This window comes from Sulfuriferula thiophila (assembly GCF_003864975.1).
Classification (GTDB): domain Bacteria; phylum Pseudomonadota; class Gammaproteobacteria; order Burkholderiales; family Sulfuriferulaceae; genus Sulfuriferula; species Sulfuriferula thiophila.
Genome location: NZ_BHGL01000006.1, coordinates 282782 through 298013, shown reverse-complemented (window position 1 = coordinate 298013; position 15232 = coordinate 282782). Strand labels below are relative to the sequence as shown.

The 15232-nt window shown below is 50.9% G+C and carries 16 protein-coding genes; 4 read left to right on the top strand and 12 right to left on the bottom strand.

The window, feature by feature from the left end; genetic code table 11:
• The first annotated feature begins 50 nt into the window (after positions 1-50).
• Positions 51-2831 carry an EAL domain-containing protein gene (locus EJE49_RS03850; RefSeq protein ID WP_223246737.1) on the top strand — a complete coding sequence of 927 codons (2781 nt, stop codon included), beginning with the start codon at positions 51-53 and terminating at the stop codon, positions 2829-2831.
• Between the two features lie 352 nt (positions 2832-3183).
• Here the strand turns inward: EJE49_RS03850 and EJE49_RS03845 are convergent, their stop codons facing one another.
• Complete coding sequence (locus tag EJE49_RS03845; RefSeq protein WP_124949068.1) at positions 3184-3579, bottom strand: hypothetical protein; 396 nt, start codon at positions 3577-3579, stop codon at positions 3184-3186.
• Positions 3580-3587: 8 nt separating this feature from the next.
• Positions 3588-4361: an HNH endonuclease gene (locus EJE49_RS03840; RefSeq protein WP_124949067.1), complete on the bottom strand. Its 774-nt coding sequence runs from the start codon at positions 4359-4361 to the stop codon at positions 3588-3590.
• 251 nt (positions 4362-4612) lie between these two features.
• Between EJE49_RS03840 and EJE49_RS03835 the strand changes: the two genes are divergently transcribed.
• Both EJE49_RS03835 and ycaO read left to right on the top strand, forming a co-directional pair.
• Complete coding sequence (locus EJE49_RS03835) at positions 4613-5350, top strand: pseudouridine synthase (protein ID WP_124949066.1); 738 nt, start codon at positions 4613-4615, stop codon at positions 5348-5350.
• Positions 5351-5362: 12 nt separating this feature from the next.
• The gene (gene ycaO / locus EJE49_RS03830; protein WP_124949065.1) at positions 5363-7087 is read left to right on the top strand and encodes a 30S ribosomal protein S12 methylthiotransferase accessory factor YcaO; all 1725 of its coding nucleotides are present in this window, start codon (positions 5363-5365) and stop codon (positions 7085-7087) included.
• A 64-nt stretch (positions 7088-7151) separates the two neighbouring features.
• On the opposite strand, the gene iscX is transcribed toward ycaO, so the two are convergent.
• From iscX to EJE49_RS03780, 10 genes are all read right to left on the bottom strand, one after another.
• Entirely contained in the window at positions 7152-7346 is a 195-nt protein-coding gene (gene iscX, locus EJE49_RS03825; RefSeq protein WP_124949064.1) for a Fe-S cluster assembly protein IscX, read from the bottom strand.
• A gap of 2 nt (positions 7347-7348) precedes the next feature.
• Complete coding sequence (gene fdx, locus EJE49_RS03820) at positions 7349-7687, bottom strand: ISC system 2Fe-2S type ferredoxin (protein ID WP_124949063.1); 339 nt, start codon at positions 7685-7687, stop codon at positions 7349-7351.
• Positions 7688-7697: 10 nt separating this feature from the next.
• The gene (gene hscA, locus EJE49_RS03815; RefSeq protein WP_124949062.1) at positions 7698-9560 is read right to left on the bottom strand and encodes a Fe-S protein assembly chaperone HscA; all 1863 of its coding nucleotides are present in this window, start codon (positions 9558-9560) and stop codon (positions 7698-7700) included.
• Between the two features lie 5 nt (positions 9561-9565).
• The gene (gene hscB / locus EJE49_RS03810) at positions 9566-10102 is read right to left on the bottom strand and encodes a Fe-S protein assembly co-chaperone HscB (protein ID WP_223246736.1); all 537 of its coding nucleotides are present in this window, start codon (positions 10100-10102) and stop codon (positions 9566-9568) included.
• An 80-nt stretch (positions 10103-10182) separates the two neighbouring features.
• Positions 10183-10506 carry an iron-sulfur cluster assembly protein IscA gene (gene iscA, locus EJE49_RS03805; protein WP_124949061.1) on the bottom strand — a complete coding sequence of 108 codons (324 nt, stop codon included), beginning with the start codon at positions 10504-10506 and terminating at the stop codon, positions 10183-10185.
• Between the two features lie 10 nt (positions 10507-10516).
• On the bottom strand, positions 10517-10918 hold the full coding sequence (gene iscU, locus EJE49_RS03800) for a Fe-S cluster assembly scaffold IscU (RefSeq protein WP_124949060.1): 402 nt from the start codon (positions 10916-10918) through the stop codon (positions 10517-10519).
• 16 nt (positions 10919-10934) lie between these two features.
• Entirely contained in the window at positions 10935-12146 is a 1212-nt protein-coding gene (locus tag EJE49_RS03795; protein WP_124949059.1) for an IscS subfamily cysteine desulfurase, read from the bottom strand.
• A 36-nt stretch (positions 12147-12182) separates the two neighbouring features.
• Entirely contained in the window at positions 12183-12665 is a 483-nt protein-coding gene (iscR, locus tag EJE49_RS03790) for a Fe-S cluster assembly transcriptional regulator IscR (protein WP_124949058.1), read from the bottom strand.
• Positions 12666-12719: 54 nt separating this feature from the next.
• A complete protein-coding gene (gene cysE / locus EJE49_RS03785) occupies positions 12720-13472 on the bottom strand; it encodes a serine O-acetyltransferase (protein ID WP_124949057.1) in 753 nt (250 codons plus the stop codon).
• 51 nt (positions 13473-13523) lie between these two features.
• Positions 13524-14279: an RNA methyltransferase gene (locus EJE49_RS03780; RefSeq protein ID WP_124949056.1), complete on the bottom strand. Its 756-nt coding sequence runs from the start codon at positions 14277-14279 to the stop codon at positions 13524-13526.
• A gap of 94 nt (positions 14280-14373) precedes the next feature.
• Between EJE49_RS03780 and EJE49_RS03775 the strand changes: the two genes are divergently transcribed.
• Complete coding sequence (locus EJE49_RS03775; RefSeq protein ID WP_124949055.1) at positions 14374-15171, top strand: inositol monophosphatase family protein; 798 nt, start codon at positions 14374-14376, stop codon at positions 15169-15171.
• Positions 15172-15232 lie beyond the last annotated feature (61 nt).

Here is a 15232-nt window from a genome sequence, read left to right as displayed (position 1 = left end):
TTTCACTCCGCACCAAACTGTTATTTGCCAGCATCATTGTGGAAGCAATCATGCTGACGTTACTCGTCACAAACAGCCTCCGCCTATCTCAGGAAAGTTTGCAAACGCAGGCAGTACAACGCAATACTGAACTTAAGATATTATTCAATGCAGCACTGGCTGCGCCCATGGCTGAGCACGACTACGCCACATTGAATGAAATACTCACTGAAATCAGACGCGGGGAAGGCATCGTGTATATGGTGCTGACTGATCGATCCGGTAACAAAGTGGCGTCTGCTGGCTGGGATGAACCAGGCGCTTTACCAAAATCGAATGGAAATCTGGATTTTTCTCAGACAAGCAACAACCACTTTGATTTAGCAATTCCCATCAAGCTTGCCGAGAACACTTACGGAACACTTTCATACGGGCTCTCCAGCACCTTCTTAAAAAATGCCCAATCGCATTTACTGCAACAGAGCTTACTCATCGCTGCAATAGAAATCATATTGTCATTTGTGCTGCTTGCGATGTTGGGGTACTGGCTGACACGTCATCTGAGTCTGCTGACAAAAGCCACAGCATCACTGGCAATGGGTGATTTCAACGCCGTACTACCCGTAAAATCGGATGACGAGGTAGGTGTCCTGACCCAGACATTTAATGTAATGTCTGCTGCCATACGCAGTCGAATTGATGCCCTAACACAGAGCGAAGCACAATTTCATGCCATTGCCGACTATGCTTATGGCTGTGAAGGCTGGATTGATCAGGAAGGCTATCTGATCTGGGTAAATCCGTCAGTCGACCGCATTACCGGTTACTCACCATTAGAGTGCGTGGCTATAGCCCGCTTCCCGGCCGATTTTGCTGTGGCGCAGGATCGGGACCTCGTATCCAGAACCATACATAGCGCGCTACAAGCTAACACCGGCGGTAATTTCGAATTCCGGCTACAACGCAAAGACGGGGAAATTATCTGGATCGCCGTATTCTGGCAACCGATATACGGCCCTAATCAGGAACATAATGGCATCCGTACCAGCATGCTGGATATTACCGAGCGCAAAAATGCCGAAATGGCACTGCAAAGAGCCTTAACGGATCTTAAACGCGCAGATGAAGGTCGCCAGCAATACCTGAATGAAATCGAAGAAGAGCGGGCCAGATTACTGGCGCTGCTTGGCGTCATGAATTTGGGTATCCTGTTCGTAAATGCGAATAATCAGGTGAAGTATTACAACCCGACATTTTTGCGCATCTGGATGATACCGGAAGATATCGAACTGGTCGGCCATTCGGCAGAGGAAGTGCTCACCCATTCCACTAATAAGCTGTCTCGCCCTGATCATTTTTCCAAGCACTTGCTGAATGTACTGGAAACTCACGAGGTATCCGACAGTTTTGAAATCCAGATGGACGATGGCCGGGTTGTAACACAGCTCTCCTACCCGGTACGCGATCACGATGGCCGCTTTTTTGGACGCCTCTGGATTTATGAAGACGTAACTCGTGAACGCCAGACCGCTGAACAATTAGTCTATCTTGCCGAACGGGATGCACTTACCGGCCTGTTCAACCGGCGCCGATTCCAGGACGAACTGACGCGCTTGTTATCCGACTCCGACCGACATGGTCGACAAGGTGCCTTGCTGTTTTTTGATCTGGATGAATTTAAGTACATTAACGACACATTCGGCCACCGCGCTGGCGATTCCGTATTGATTCGCGTGGCCGGAGAAGTCGCCGTGCTCACCCGGAAAAATGAAGTATTCAGTCGCCTGGGTGGGGATGAATTTGCATTATTGATGCCAGATGCCTCGGAAAAAGACGCGGAGATACTGGCCGAAAGAATCGTACGGGCAGTCTCCCAGATCCCATTCCGGATGGAAGGCCAGAATTTACGCTTGACCACCAGCCTGGGTATCGCGCATTACCCTAAAAATGCGACGTCAGCAGAGGATTTAATTGCACACGCTGATGCTGCCATGTATCAAGCAAAAGATGCGGGTAAAAACACCTGGCGCAGCTACCGCCCGGAACTTGATGCATCCCGTGAAATGGTCAATCGGCTGACCTGGAATGACCGGATTGCCAGTGCATTTGAAAAATCCTTACTGCGCCTGCATTTCCAGGGGGTTTATTACACGCATAATGGCCAGCTATCCCATTTGGAAGTACTCATCCGGATGATCGATGAGACTGACGAATCGCGGCTGATCATGCCCGGGCATTTTATTCCTTATGCCGAAAAGAACGGCAAAATTCTGGACATAGATCGCTGGGTAATTCGCGAAAGTATCAGCCTGTTAGCCAGCTCTGAACTTATCCCTTCGCTGGCCGTGAATATCTCCGGCCGCTCCTTTGATGAGCCTACCCTTCCCCACTATATCGCAGAACTGCTCAAGGAATTCAATGTTGCACCTGACCGACTGTGGGTAGAGCTGACAGAAACCTCGGCAATTTCAGACTTACACGACGCGGAACGTTTTATCGAAGCACTACGCAAAACAGGCTGCCATACGTGTCTGGATGACTTTGGCACAGGATTTTCCTCGTTTGCCTATCTCAAGCACCTTAAAGCTGACGTACTCAAAATTGATGGACTGTTTATCCGAGACCTACCCAATGATCGCGACAATCAGGTATTTGTAAAATCGATTGTGGATGTAGCGCGGGGGTTAGGTAAAAAAACGGTTGCCGAATTTGTTGAAAATGCAGAAACATTGAACATGCTGAAACAGTTCGGTGTGGATATGGTGCAAGGCTATCATCTGGATAAACCGCAGGAACATCACCCCGCACTGGTCTGCCTGAAGGCGGATAAGATTAGCACTGACATCCGTTAGCGACACCAAAGAGCACATCGTCACAACGACATTTCAAAATCTTTATTTCTAGCGTACTGATCACTGCGGCTAATCATTTGATCTGATTGAGCTGCGCCCGGAAGATATCCGTGTAACGGAAACCTGACGCCCGTTCCTGCGCAATATTCAATGTGTTACTCGACTACCTCAAATAGCCGACTGAAGCAGCGCAGCGCTATTCGCGGACGTTCTAATACTCCACTGACTGTTAAAATGCAACGGGGCCAAAGCTTTGATACAGTTCCGTCAAATATCGCACGGGTATCCAAAACTGACTACGTGAATTAACAGTCGATTTTGCAGAGCTTGCATTATTACTTTGTAACCGGGATTAAAAACTACCCATTCCGCCCCATACTTCCATAGCTGTTTCGAGTTTACGCATTTGTCTTTTTAACCCTAATGGAGTTAAAGATTGCAATTTGTTCGGTATTCGAAATTCGACACTTAAACCGTTATGAGGCTTCTCCGTTACAAGATAGCAAATTCGGTTGATATAATGAAAGCCCGGGATAATCCATTGATCCCTGCTGTCGCCACCATCAACTACAGTCCATAAATAAAAGTCATCAAACTCACAAACTAGCTCAAGATCATCACCAAACGTCTCTAAACCAATCCCGCCCCAAATATCAAACTGTGACTTAGGGTGGCGATAAAGCACAAAGAATTCATAAAACGCATCTTCATGTAGTACAAGTGATTTTACTGGCAACTGGTCTGACATTTTGGCTATTACTGATTATCAAGAAATAAGTCTGTTCTATGACGTGAGATAAACTCAACACTAGGCATGAAACGTTCAGGTAATTCGATTAACATCCCGTTCAAAGGTAACAACACCTCTTTCACAAACGTATCGTCGCGACGCTTTAACTCATCTGAAACCACAATCCTGAAATCATCAGAAAGCGTGATAAAGCCCTTATCGAAAGCTCTATCATGAATGGCAGAAAGGCATAATCCATTACTTGGGTTAAGACGATTCGCTTTGTCTTTGCTCCACGGCACGATATGGCTAGCAATCAATAATTGTGGCTCAGACAAACCGGACATACAGCAACGTCCACGATAGCTACTTAATACAGCGCGACGAAAAAAATGCTGCTTGATTCTTTGCGTTGCCAGAACCTGCCGAGTTTCTCCAGTAAAATCATCTAGTAGAAACTCTTCGTTTTCTGACACCACATCCACAATATTGGCATCCAGTTGCTGCCGGAGTAGTTCACACTCCACCGCAAGCCTTTCCCAATCTGCATGGAATTCATCCCATACCTCACGATCCAAAGCCGATGCGTTTCCCAAGCCGACACGGCCTGTACTCGTGATGGCTGGATCAATGCTTGCGATGTTGAGCATCTTCATAGCAACCGCGTCAGATGTACGGCCTATAACTCTTGCCAATGCTATTATTTCTGGGTTGCGTCCATAAATTCGTCCATACGGAAGCTGACAATACAAGTGAAAAGCCAGCTTAACTTGCTCCTTAGTCCAACGCTCTGTTGCCATATTTTAGTTCGACAGAACAAGGTAGCAACCCGTCTGCCAACTCCTTGAGTGAAGTAAAATTAACAATGAGTGTAGCAGATACCCCTGAACCTAGTAACAATCCCAGAACGTAAATTTATTAGTTTATTAACCTAATCATTGCATTCAACTCTTGGATAATGTTGACTATAAAATATTCATCAAAATCGGGTATTCCCCCAATTTCCCGCGTAAAATCACTCCTTTAATCGCAACAAATCCATATCCTCAACATGTCTGAAGAAACACTACGACTTTCCAAACTGATGTCCATGCGCGGACTGTGTTCGCGCCGCGAGGCCGACGTGTATATCGCCCGTGGCTGGGTGCGTGTCGATGGCGTGCCGGTGACCGAACTCGGCACCAAGGTATCGCCGCACTGCCGTATCGACCTGATGCAGCAGGCGCAGCGCGAGCAAAATAACCGCGTCACCATATTACTGAACAAGCCTATCGGCTATGTGTCTGCACAGGCCGAAGACGGCTATCAACCCGCCAGCGTGTTGATCACAGCGGGCAATCATTACCCTGAAGATCAGTCCGGCATCGCGTTTTCCAACGAACACGCCCACGGCCTGGCACCGGCCGGACGCCTCGACATCGATTCTATCGGGTTGTTGGTACTCACGCAGGACGGGCGTATCGCCAAGCAACTGATCGGTGAGAACTCCGCAGTGGACAAAGAATATCTGGTACGGGTCGAAGGCCAGCTCAGCGAAAAGGGACTGAGATTGCTAAATCATGGCCTGAGTCTGGATGGCGCAGCATTGCGCCCGGCGCAAGTCAGCTGGCAGAATCAGGATCAGTTGCGCTTTGTGCTGCGTGAAGGCAAGAAGCGTCAGATTCGCCGCATGTGCGAGCTGGTTGGCCTCAAAGTAATCGGGCTGAAACGTATACGTATCGGTAATGTCCTGCTGGGCGATCTGCCGATTGGACAATGGCGCTACCTCGCTGACAACGAACAATTTTAATCAGGATTGAACATGACCCAACAGCATTTCATTATCGGCAAGGACGCCGCGCTGGAAACTTCCATCGCCACCATGCAGGCCAAATTAAAAGCATTAGGCTTTAATATTGAAGAACGTTCCTGGCTCAACCCGGTTGCCGATGCCTGGTCAGTGCACATCCGCGATAGCGACTGTCCGCTGTTGTTTACCAATGGCAAAGGCGCATCCCGGGATGCCGCTCTGGCCAGCGCACTGGGCGAATTCTTTGAGCGCCTCGGTTGCCGCTATTTCTGGACCCACTATTACTTCGGCAAAACGATCGCCGAACAGGATTTCGTGCACTATCCGCAGGAACGCTGGTTTGACGTGCCGGAACATGGCGGCTGGCCAGAGGCGTTACTGAATGACGAATTGCGGGAGTTCTACGACCCTGACAGCGCGCTGGATGTGCAGACGCTGGTGGATCGCAATTCCGGCAATGCCGAGCGCGGCATCTGCGCCCTGCCCTATCAGCGCCAGCGCGATAACGAGACTTGCTGGTTTCCGGTCAACATCATCGGTAATCTGTATGTCAGTAACGGCATGTCCGCCGGCAACACACCGACTGAGGCGCGCACCCAGGCCTTATCCGAAATCCTGGAGCGCCATGTCAAGTTCCGCGTCATCAGCGAAGGCATCTGCCTGCCTGACGTGCCGGAGGAAGTCATCGCCCGTTACCCGAGCATCGCCAAAGGCATCGCTGAATTACGCGCTGCCGGTTTCGGCATCCTGGTAAAAGACGCCTCGCTGGGCGGACGCTATCCGGTGATGAACGTGACCATGCTCAACCCTAACGATCAGGGCTGTTTTGCCAGCTTCGGCGCACATCCGCGCTTTGAAGTCGCACTGGAACGCTCACTCACCGAACTGCTGCAAGGTCGCGACCTGGACGCGCTGGCCGGTTTCCATGAACCCGGCTTCGATCTGGAAGAAATCGCCGATCCACAGAATATTGAAATCCATTTCGTTGACTCCAGCGGCATCATCAGCTGGGAATTCCTGCGCGATCAGCCTGATTATGAATTCGCCGACTGGGATCATCCCGGCACCACGGCAGAAGAGTTCAACTGGCTGTGCGACTGCATCCATCAGGACGACCGCGACATCTACATTGCCGACTACACCGATCTGGGCGTATACAGTTGCCGCATCATCGTGCCCGGCATGTCGGAGATCTACCCGATCGACGATCTGGAATGGGACAACAACAGCATAGCCAACGACTTGCGTCCGGCGATACTGAATCTGCAGAATCTGGATGATGGCGAATGCCAGACCTTGCTCGATACGCTGAATGAACTGGGCCTGGCAGACCAGCGCCCGGTGGCCGCTTTAATCGGGCTGGCAGCCGACCCTGGCTCGCACTGGAAAGATTTACGCATCGGTGAACTCAAGACGCTGCTGGCACTGGCTTGCGGCAACACCGAAGCCATACAGGAAGGCTGTGACTGGATACACCACTTCGAACAAATTGCTGCCCCGCGACGTCTGGTATACCGCTGCATCACCACGCTGCTGGAAATGGAAGATGCTGCGCCCTATCAGGCCAATCTGGCGCTGCTCTATGGCACTGACACTGTCGCACAGGCACGTGCCTTACTGAGCCGCGAACAGCGCTTCTTCGACCTTGGCGCACCGGGTATGGATTTGACTGGCTGTGACATGCACCAGCGCTTGCTGGCCGCTTATCGCAAGGTATCGGTTCACTCCGCCAAGTAAGTTAGCTTAGCGCAAACGCAAAAGGCCAGGGATAACCCTGGCCTTTTGCGTTGCAACCTATTATTTATTCTGCTTCGTCTATCCACGCCATCTGGATAGCTTCCAGAATCTTCTCATTGGAATGTTCCGGATCATCATTAAAATCAGGCAGCGCCGTTACCCAGCTATGTAAATCGGTAAAACGGATGAATTTAGGATCAACATCAGGATGAGTCTCAAACAGTTCGATCGCAATATCCAGCGTATCAGTCCATTTCATAATTAATGCCCCTCTTTAACCATGTTAACGGTGTATTTAGGTATCTCGATGACCAGATCGGTATTATCCATAATTGCCTGACAGGACAAGCGCGAATGCGGCTCCAGACCCCATGCTTTATCCAGCATATCATCTTCCAGCTCTTCGGATGGCGTAAGTGAATCAAAACCTTCACGCACGATCACGTGGCAGGTGGTACAGGCGCATGACTTTTCACAAGCGTGCTCGATGTTAACGTCATTGGCCAGCAGGGCGTCACAAATGCTGACACCGGGCGCTACATCAATCGCAGCGCCTTCTGGACAGAGTTCCGGGTGGGGTAACACTATAAGTTGTGGCATTTACTTATTCCTAAATTGTATCGAATCGTTGACCCGCCAGGGCTTGCTTGACGCTTGCATCCATACGGCGTGCAGCAAAATCGCGGGTGACTTCGTTGAGTACTTCAGCAGCATCCTTGATGGCACGATGATCCACCCCCTCCAGCAGCGCAGTCAGTGTCTGCACCGCTGCGGCGATGGCCTGCTGCTCATCCGCGCCCAGCAGATCCGTGCCGTTTTCATCCAGCGCGGTTTGCGTGGCATCGAGCAGGCGCTGCGCGTCAACTTTGGCCTCTTGCAAGGCGCGCATCTGCATGTCTTCCTTGGCATAGGTATAAGAGGCCTGCAGCATGCGGGTAATATCTTCATCCACCAGACCGTATGCCGGTTTGACCGTAATCGTGGCCTGCACGCCGCTTTTCAGTTCTTCCGCATATACTGATAACAGGCCATCGGCATCGACCTGAAAAGTCACACGAATACGAGCGGCTCCGGCCACCATCGGCGGAATACCGCGTAATTCAAATTTAGCTAATGAACGGCAATCGCTCACCAGCTCGCGCTCGCCCTGCACGACATGAATGCTCATCGCCGTCTGGCCGTCCTTGTAGGTGGTGAACTCCTGCGCGCGAGCCGCAGGAATAGTGGTATTGCGCGGAATGATCTTCTCCGCCAGACCACCCATGGTTTCTATGCCCAGTGACAGCGGAATCACATCCAGCAACAGCCAGTCATCCGCGGCACGATTGCCCGCCAATACGTTGGCCTGGATCGCCGCACCCAAAGCAACGACTTTATCAGGATCCAGATTGGTCAACGGGGTTTGGTTGAAAAACTCGGCTACCGCAGACTGGATGCGTGGCATACGGGTAGAACCACCGACCATGACCACGCCCTTAATCTCTTCCACAGTCAGCCCTGCATCACGCAACGCTTTACGGGTAGGTGACAAGGTTTTATTGACCAGACTGGCAGTAATTTCATTGAAAGTTTTGGCTGTAAGCACCACATCTACGGTTTCACCCGAAGATAAAATCGCGGTAATACCCACTTCCTGATGCTCGGACAGGGACTCCTTGGCATCACGCGCCTTGCCTAGCAACAAGCGCGTGTCTCTGGCACTCAGCTCCGGGAACTTGGCCTGCTCCAGCACCCAGCAGAAAATGCGCTGATCAAAATCATCGCCACCTAAAGCCGAATCTCCATTGGTGGCCAGTACTTCAAACACACCCTGCGACAAGCGCAGAATCGATATATCAAAGGTACCACCACCCAGATCATAAACGGCATAAACACCTTCCGAGGCGTTATCCAGACCATAGGCAATGGCAGCCGCAGTCGGCTCATTGAGCAGACGTAAGACATTCAGCCCGGCCAGCTTGGCAGCATCCTTGGTCGCCTGGCGCTGCGCATCATCAAAATAAGCGGGTACGGTAATCACCACGCCAGTCAGTTCGTCGCCCAGCGAGCGTTCAGCGCGATCGCGTAACACTCTCAGAATGTCAGCCGAAACTTCAACCGGACTTTTCACCCCGGCTATCGTTTTTAATTGCACCATACCCGGCGCGTCAACGAAATGATAAGGGAAGCTCGCTGCATCGGCAATATCCTTGAGACCGCGGCCCATGAAGCGCTTCACCGAAACGATAGTATTGTGCGGATCCTGGCTCTGCATCGCTTGTGCGGCATAGCCCACCACCGGTGCAGCAGCTTGCGTATAGCGCACCACAGAAGGCAGCAAGGCGCGGCCATCCTCATCATTCAGCACCAGCGCCACGCCATTGCGCACACTGGCTACCAGTGAGTTAGTTGTTCCCAGATCAATACCCGCTGCCAGCCTGTGCTGATGTGGCGCGGTGCTCATGCCCGGTTCTGATATTTGCAAAAGTGCCATGTAGTTTAATTATCCAATGCTGAATAAGCGTCGTCGATTTCGCTCATTATTTTGTCAACAAACTTGAGCTGGCGCACTGTGTTTGTTGCTGTTGGCAAGTCCTGCTGTTGATCAAGCTGTACTAAAAGCTGCTCACGCCAGGTTTTAGTTTGCGCTGCAATTTCACGCTCTACCTGCTGCAGTGCCGGCAGATCACCACCAGCACGCGCATCCTGTATGGCCTCGCGCCATTCGATTTGCTGCATCAGAAAAGCGGGCGCTAATTGTGTATTGGTTTCAGACAAGGCATTAATGCCATTTAGTTGCAAGAGGTACACTGCGCGGTTAAGCGGTGATTTGAGGGTCTGATAAGCTTCGTTGACACGAGTGGACCACTGCATCGAAGCACGCTTATCGGCTTCAGACGAATTGGCAAATTTATCCGGGTGAACCTGGCCTTGCAAATCGCGATAAGCAGACTCTAACGCCGCGCCATCCAGCTCAAATTGCGGTGTCAGATCGAACAATTCAAAATGGTTACGACTAAAATCAAATTGCATCATCCTGATCCGTTATCAAAAGAGTATGGTACACAGCAACAGGGGCAAGTACTCGCAGCACCTGCCCCTTGTGATGCTTATACTTAAACGTTAAAGCTTTCGCCGCAGCCGCAGGCGTCCTTGACGTTAGGGTTGTTGAATTTAAAACCCTCATTCAGACCTTCGCGGGTAAAGTCCAGCTCCATGCCATCAATGTACGGCAGACTTTTCGGGTCGACCAACACAGTGACGCCATGGTTAACGAAAGTCAGATCGTCGTCTTCCACCACGTCGGCAAATTCCAGCTTATAAGCCATGCCCGAGCATCCGCTGGTGCGGACACCCAGACGCAAACCTACACCCTTACCGCGTTTCGCCAGAAAATTGGCAATATGTTTCGCTGCGCTTTCGGTGACAGTAATGGCCATGTCCATCTCCTTAATGCACGTTGCCAGCGGCTTCGCCGTGTTTGGCTTTGTAGTCTTCGACTGCAGCCTTGATCGCGTCTTCAGCCAGAATAGAGCAATGGATCTTGACTGGCGGTAATGCCAGTTCTTCAGCAATTGCCGTATTCTTGATTTCCATTGCCTGATCCAGTGTTTTGCCCTTAACCCACTCAGTTACCAGTGAGCTGGAAGCAATAGCGGAACCGCAACCGTATGTTTTAAATTTGGCATCTTCAATAATGCCATCTTTATTTACTTTGATTTGCAGCTTCATCACATCGCCGCATGCAGGGGCACCAACCATACCGGTACCGACTTCTTCATCATCCTTGGCAAAAGAACCTACGTTGCGTGGATTTTCGTAATGATCTAAAACTTTATCGCTGTATGCCATGATCGTTCTCCTAAAATTAGTGCGCAGCCCATTTGACGCTGTTCAAATCGATGCCGTCCTTAAACATTTCCCATAACGGCGATAACTCACGCAATTTGCCGATTTTCTGATGCAATAAATCTATTGCATAATCAACATCTTGCTCGGTCGTGTAACGACCAATGGAAAATCGTATCGAGCTATGAGCGAGTTCGTCTGAACGACCTAATGCACGTAGCACATAGGATGGCTCCAGACTTGCTGAAGTACAGGCTGAACCTGATGATACGGCCAGATCCTTGATTGCCATCAGCAATGACTCGCCTTCAACAAAATTGAAGCTGATGTTCAGGTTATGCGGTACACGGTGCGCCATATCGCCATTGACGTGAACTTCCTCAATATCGGACAGACCTTTCAGCAAACGGTCACGCAAGGCACGGATACGGACATTTTCAGTCGCCATTTCTTCACGTGCAATACGGAATGCTTCGCCCATACCGACGATCTGATGCGTCGCCAAAGTACCGGAACGCATGCCACGCTCGTGACCACCACCGTGCATTTGCGCTTCGATACGCACGCGCGGTTTGCGACGCACATACAAAGCACCCACACCCTTAGGGCCGTAAGTCTTGTGCGCAGAAAATGACATCAGATCAACCTTGAGCTTGGAGAGATCAATCTCAACCTTACCGGTAGCCTGTGCAGCATCTACGTGGAAAATGATGCCTTTTTCACGGCAAAGCTCGCCGATTGCTGCAATGTCCTGAATCACGCCGATTTCATTATTCACAAACAGTATGGAAATAACGATGGTATCCGGACGGATCGCTGCTTTCAGCTTTTCGATATCCAGCAGACCATCTGTTTCCGGGGTCAGGTAGGTAACTTCATAACCCTCACGCTCCAGTTCGCGCATGGTATCCAGCGTAGCTTTATGTTCGGTACGCAGGGTAATCAGATGCTTGCCCTTGCCTTTATAAAAGTGCGCGGAACCTTTCAGCGCCAGATTGATGGACTCAGTTGCACCTGAAGTCCATACGATTTCCTTGGGATCCGCACCCACCAGTTGCGCGACTTGTTCACGTGCGGTTTCAACTGCTTTATCAGCGTCCCAGCCATAAGCATGCGAACGGCTGGCAGGATTGCCGAACATTTCGGTCAGATACGGGATCATCTTTGCAGCAACACGCGGATCCACTGGTGTAGTAGCGGAATAATCAAGATAAATCGGGTACTTCAACATTTTTTAACTCCAATATAAAGCGACTAGCCCAGTAAACTAGGCAACCGCCGAAACTTTGTCACGTTTAACGCGGTGATCATTCACCACTGCTGCTTTAGCGCATTTCTCCTGCTTAGCCAGTTGCTGCTCAACCAGACTCGCCAATGACACCGTATTCAGATAATCCTGTATGCGCCGGTTCAAATTCGACCACAATTCGTGGGTCATGCAACGGTGATCATCCTTGCAGTTTTCCAGACCACCACATTGTGTTGCATCCATAGGCTCATCAACTGCCTGAATAATCTGCGCCACTGAGATGTCAGCCAGCGGCTTGGCAACGCGATATCCGCCGCCAGGGCCGCGCACACTCTCTACCAATTCGCGGCGCCGCAATTTACCAAATAATTGCTCTAAATACGAGAGCGAAATTTTCTGACGCTCGCTAATGCCGGCCAAAGTCACCGGCCCTTTGTCATGATGTAATGCCAAATCAATCATGGCAGTTACAGCAAACCGTCCTTTAGTTGTCAAGCGCATGATGCAATTCCCGTATCCGTCACAGTGAATTGGACAATACAATACCCGATAAATTCAGTCAACTATTTTATTCAAATACGCCGGGTCGAATTCATCTTTTTTCGGCACCGGGGATGAGGGTTCCACACCCAGAATTTTAAGCTGTTCCACGATCCAGTTGATACGCTCATCCATGCACACCGAGTGATCAATCAAACCGTGCATGGCCTTTACCATCGGGTCATTCATGTCCGCACTGATAGCGTACGCGGTGAAACCCAGCGTCTTGACAGCGGTTTCAATTTCACCCGTAGCCGCACTGGTTAAAATGCGCGCAGGAATACCCACTGCTGTCGCACCTGGCGGCACATCTTTCACCACCACTGCGTTCGAGCCGATCTTGGCACCTTCTCCGACAGTCAACGGACCCAGAATCTTTGCACCCGCACCTACCACCACACCCTTGCCCAGCGTTGGATGGCGCTTGCCTTTATTCCACGAAGTACCACCTAATGTCACCTGGTGATACAGGGTGCAGTCGTCACCAACCTCCGCTGTTTCACCAATCACCACACCCATACCATGATCAATAAATACCCGGCGCCCGATATGTGCACCCGGATGAATCTCTATTCCGGTTGCCCAGCGCCCGAAATATGCTGTAAACCGCGCCAGCCATTTCCAGCCCCAGCGCCAGAAGCGCGAAGCCAATCGATGCAGCAAGATCGCATGAATGCCGGGATAGGTAGTCAGCACCTCAAATACTGAACGCGCAGCCGGATCCCGCTCAAACACCACTGCTATATCTTCACGCAATTGATCAAACACGACGACCTCTATCTTTCCAACAGATAAGCAAGTATGCAATACCCGACTAAATTAGTCAACAATATCCCAGTCTTTGGGGACATTCACCTGCGCAGGATTGCGCATCAATTTTAATATCCCCATCAAAATATTCAGCTCCTCTTTTTCCAGCTGCGCGCGCGAATACAAACGTCGCAAGCGGGTCATCAATCGCCTCGGTGCCGCCAGATTCAAAAAGCCGATAGCGATCAACGTACGCTCCAGCTCACGGTAAAACAGCTCCAGATCATCATGCTGCGCCAAAGGCTGCGGAGCAGCCTCAACCATACCCAACTCCGGCACAGCGCAACGCAACTCATAACTCAATATCTGCACTGCCGACGCCAGATTTAACGAACTGTAATCCGGATTCGCCGGAATATGCACCAGCATCTGACACTGATCCAATTCGGCATTGGTCAGACCCGACATCTCGGTGCCAAACACCAGCGCAACTGGCGCTTGCGCAGCCTGCGCCACTAGCAGCGGCGCAATCTCGCGCGCACTGAGCATGGTATGAGACAGATCACGCCGGCGCGCGGTACATCCAACCACCATCGTCGCACCAGCCAAAGCACTGGCAAGATCATCCGTTACCACTGCGTTATCCAGCACATCAGTAGCGCCGGAGGACATCGCCACTGCAACAGGATCGGGGAACTGCTTGGGTTGCACCAGCCGCATATCGTGCAACCCCATGGTTTTCATTGCCCGTGCAGCCGCACCGATATTGCCGGGATGGCTGGTATGACTCAGAACGATGCGTACATTATTTAACAAGTTGGACATATATGTTTTTTAATCGTAAACCAGCCTAACGCTGGGGAAAAATGCGGATTTGAGTTAAACTATGCGACATTATTTCGCTCATTGACATATCGCCATGCATCCTATGCTCACCACCGCGGTGAAAGCCGCCCGTCGTGCCGCAGGTATCATTACCCGCGCTTCACAAGACACCGACGCTTTAACCGTTAAACACAAACAACACAATGACTTCGTTACCGAAGTGGATCGCGCTGCCGAAGCGGCGATTATCGACGTATTGCTCACAGCCTACCCAAATCACGCTATTTTAGCAGAAGAGAGCGGTCAGCAAGGCGAATCTGAATATCAATGGATCATCGACCCACTCGATGGCACAACCAATTTCCTGCATGGTTTCCCCCAATACAGCATTTCCATTGCGCTGGTACATAAAGGCCAACTCGATCAGGCTGTCATTTATGACCCGACTCGCAATGACCTGTTCACCGCTTCACGCGGACAGGGCGCCTACCTGAATGAGCGCCGCATTCGCGTTTCCAAGCGCCTTAAATTGGCTGAAGCGCTAGTCGGCACTGGCTTCCCCTATCGCGACTTCACCCACCTGGATACATACATGGCCATGCTGCGCGATGTCCTGCAAAAAACCGCGGGCGTACGTCGCCCCGGCTCTGCAGCACTGGATCTGGCATACGTTGCAGCCGGTCGCTTGGATGGCTTCTGGGAAATCGGCCTGTCTAAATGGGATATCGCGGCAGGTTGCCTGCTGGTTAAAGAAGCCGGTGGACTGGTTGGCGACTTCCAGGGTGATGACAGCTATATCGACAGCGGCAACATCATTGCCGGCAATCCGAAGATATTCGCCCAGTTATTGCAGACACTTGCACCACACATTACCCCCGAGCTAAAAGGCTGATCTTGGCGCTCGCCAATTCATCCCGACTAGGCTAGAATTTACTTTTGTTTTATTAACCACT

What these genes read in the sequence shown, in the direction of transcription:
- EJE49_RS03850 (WP_223246737.1), top strand. Translation starts at nt 51, where the DNA reads ATGCTGACGTTACTCGTCACAAACAGCCTCCGCCTATCTCAGGAAAGT.
- EJE49_RS03845 (WP_124949068.1), bottom strand. Translation starts at nt 3,579, where the DNA reads ATGTCAGACCAGTTGCCAGTAAAATCACTTGTACTACATGAAGATGCG.
- EJE49_RS03840 (WP_124949067.1), bottom strand. Translation starts at nt 4,361, where the DNA reads ATGGCAACAGAGCGTTGGACTAAGGAGCAAGTTAAGCTGGCTTTTCAC.
- EJE49_RS03835 (WP_124949066.1), top strand. Translation starts at nt 4,613, where the DNA reads ATGTCTGAAGAAACACTACGACTTTCCAAACTGATGTCCATGCGCGGA.
- ycaO (WP_124949065.1), top strand. Translation starts at nt 5,363, where the DNA reads ATGACCCAACAGCATTTCATTATCGGCAAGGACGCCGCGCTGGAAACT.
- iscX (WP_124949064.1), bottom strand. Translation starts at nt 7,346, where the DNA reads ATGAAATGGACTGATACGCTGGATATTGCGATCGAACTGTTTGAGACT.
- fdx (WP_124949063.1), bottom strand. Translation starts at nt 7,687, where the DNA reads ATGCCACAACTTATAGTGTTACCCCACCCGGAACTCTGTCCAGAAGGC.
- hscA (WP_124949062.1), bottom strand. Translation starts at nt 9,560, where the DNA reads ATGGCACTTTTGCAAATATCAGAACCGGGCATGAGCACCGCGCCACAT.
- hscB (WP_223246736.1), bottom strand. Translation starts at nt 10,102, where the DNA reads ATGATGCAATTTGATTTTAGTCGTAACCATTTTGAATTGTTCGATCTG.
- iscA (WP_124949061.1), bottom strand. Translation starts at nt 10,506, where the DNA reads ATGGCCATTACTGTCACCGAAAGCGCAGCGAAACATATTGCCAATTTT.
- iscU (WP_124949060.1), bottom strand. Translation starts at nt 10,918, where the DNA reads ATGGCATACAGCGATAAAGTTTTAGATCATTACGAAAATCCACGCAAC.
- EJE49_RS03795 (WP_124949059.1), bottom strand. Translation starts at nt 12,146, where the DNA reads ATGTTGAAGTACCCGATTTATCTTGATTATTCCGCTACTACACCAGTG.
- iscR (WP_124949058.1), bottom strand. Translation starts at nt 12,665, where the DNA reads ATGCGCTTGACAACTAAAGGACGGTTTGCTGTAACTGCCATGATTGAT.
- EJE49_RS03780 (WP_124949056.1), bottom strand. Translation starts at nt 14,279, where the DNA reads ATGTCCAACTTGTTAAATAATGTACGCATCGTTCTGAGTCATACCAGC.
- EJE49_RS03775 (WP_124949055.1), top strand. Translation starts at nt 14,374, where the DNA reads ATGCATCCTATGCTCACCACCGCGGTGAAAGCCGCCCGTCGTGCCGCA.